The 2722-nt window shown below is 37.0% G+C and carries 1 protein-coding gene and 1 pseudogene; both read left to right on the forward strand.

Going from position 1 to position 2722, the window contains the following annotated elements; translation table 11 throughout:
- Positions 1 to 561, forward strand: a pseudogene (locus BT156_RS22270) (DUF5977 domain-containing protein); the annotation flags it as partial.
- A 6-nt stretch (positions 562 to 567) separates the two neighbouring features.
- On the forward strand, positions 568 to 2722 hold a 2155-nt coding region (locus BT156_RS21660; RefSeq protein WP_228430233.1), incomplete at its 3' end, for a DUF6443 domain-containing protein.

Consider the following 2722-nt stretch of genomic DNA (forward strand, 5'->3'; position numbering starts at 1 on the left):
ACTAAAACTTTATCAAAAACAGAAACTATCTATCCAATAAGTCAATCAGAAGCAGATGTGAAAACTTCAGGGTTGGTATTACCTTATACTGTACTTTCCACAGATCTACAAAATACTCCATCCACCGAAGTGACTTATGACAAGTACGATTCAAAAGGCAACTTACAACAGTACACCACAAAAGACGGTATTTCTACAACGATTATCTGGGGGTATAACAACACTCAGCCTATTGCAAAAATAGAGGGAGCAAAACTATCCGATATTCAGCAGTCTATGATTGACAGTATTGTTAATGCATCCAATACCGATGCTTTAGCAGCTCCAAATAATGACGAAACTTCGTTTTTATCTGTTTTAAATACCTTTAAAAATAATCTTCCAAATTATCAGGTGAGTACTTATACCTACGATCCATTGATTGGGATAAGAAGTATAACTCCTCCGTCAGGTATCAGAGAAGTATATATCTATGATACCGCCAACAGATTGAAAGAAATCAGAGAAAATGATGCCACAGGAAAATTGTTGAAAGAATTCAAATACAACTACAAAAACTAACACACAATGAAAAAAATATTAATTCCGATTGGAGCTTTGCTTATCACGAGTTTAGCCCATGCACAGCTTTCGCCCACGGAAAACTATGTATATTCAAAAACATATTTATCAGATCCGACACTTCCAAATCCTAAAACCTCAGAAACTGTCCAGTATTTTGATGGTCTGGGAAGACCGAAACAGGTAGTCAATGTAAAAGCATCTCCGACAGGAAAAGATGTGGTAACGCATATCGAATATGACGGATTTGGAAGACAGGCAAAAGACTTTTTGCCTATTCCGCAATCACAAACGTTGAATGGAGCGATTGTTCCCAATCCACTTGGAAATTCTTCTGCTATTTATGGAGGAGAAAAAATCTATGCAGAAAAGATCTTAGAAAATTCACCATTAGACAGGATTCAACAACAAATACAGGTTGGAACTGACTGGAGCACTAAGCCTGTGAAGTTTGACTATGAAGCCAATATTGATGGTGAGGTAAAAAAATATGTTGCTACTTTTAATTATTCAAGTTTTACATCCAGTATTACCCTATCAGGAAATTACGGAGGCGGTCAGCTGTACAAAAATACGGTCACTGATGAAGATGGAAACAAGACCATCGAGTTTAAAAACGGACAGGGACAGGTTTTATTGGTTCGAAAAGTGAACGGGACAGAAAATGTTGATACATACTATGTTTACAATGATTACAATCAATTAGCGTATGTTATTCCACCATTGGCATCTGTTTCCGGAGCAACTGATGAGGCGACTTTAAATAATCTTTGTTATCAGTACAAATATGATGGAAGAAACCGTTTGGTGGAGAAGAAACTCCCGGGCAAAGGTTGGGAGTATATGGTGTATGATAAGGCTGATCGACTGATTCTCACTCAAGATTCTGTTATGAGACTCGGTAATAATTGGCTTTTAACTAAATATGATAATTTTGGACGTGTAATCTTCACTGCTATCATTAAAGGATTAAGCAGAACCGAATGGGATAACATTCTTAAATATATGGTAATTGCAGAATCAAGAAGCAGTACTGGTTATGCAAAAAACGGGATGGATATTTATTATACAAATAATTATTTTGCCCCAGATGTACAGTCTGTTTTAACAGTCAATTATTATGATTCGTATCCTGCTTATAGTTTCAATCCTTCTTTTCCAAGCTCGATTATCAATCAGCCAACCCTAACGGATAATCCTACAGCTACAGGTAAAAGCACGAAAGGACTTCCTGTGATGAGCTTGGTTAAAAATATCGAAGATGATAACTGGACAAAAAACTACAGCTATTATGACCAAAAAGGAAGAGTTGTCGGGACTTACTCCATCAATCATTTAGGAGGTTATACCAAAACAGAATCTGAACTTGATTTTGCGGGAGTTCCACAAAAGGTTTACACATATCATGCAAGAAAGTCTGATGAAACCGGAATAACAGTAAAAGAACGTTTTGTTTATGATGGACAAAACAGACTCTTACAGCATTACCATCAGGTTGACAGCAAACCGGAAGAACTTTTAACAGAGAATACATACAACGAACTTTCTCAGTTAAAAAACAAGAAAGTCGGAAACAACCTTCAAAGTATTGATTACGCCTACAATATCCGTGGCTGGATGACTGATATTAATAAAGACCAAATGTCATTACCTGATTTGGGAGGAAAATTATTTTCTTACAAGATAAAATACAACCAGAAAGAAGGAATTACCATCCCTAATCCTATGTTTGCAGGAAAAGAGGTAAAAGCAAAGTATAACGGAAATATTGCCGAGGTAGACTGGAGATCAGTTGAAAATATTGGAAATAATCCTTCAACTACACCGAAAAGATATGGGTATGTCTATGATAACCTGAACAGATTAACAGCAGGATATTATCAAAACCCGAACAACCCATACAGTAGCGAAAATACAGAATCTTTAGCGTATGATTTAAACGGAAACCTTGCCGGTATTTACAGAAGCTCTGTTTTGCAGGCTGGCACCAATACCGTCGATGTAATCGACAGGCTGAGATACACCTTTAATGGGAATCAGCTGACAAAAATTGATGATGATTCTCAAAACCCGACAGGTTATGAAGGCGGAGGAGGTACCATTGAATATGATCTTAACGGGAATATGACAACGATGCCTGACAAAGGGATTTCCAGCATCA

The organism is Chryseobacterium limigenitum, from assembly GCF_900114875.1.
GTDB lineage: Bacteria > Bacteroidota > Bacteroidia > Flavobacteriales > Weeksellaceae > Chryseobacterium > Chryseobacterium limigenitum.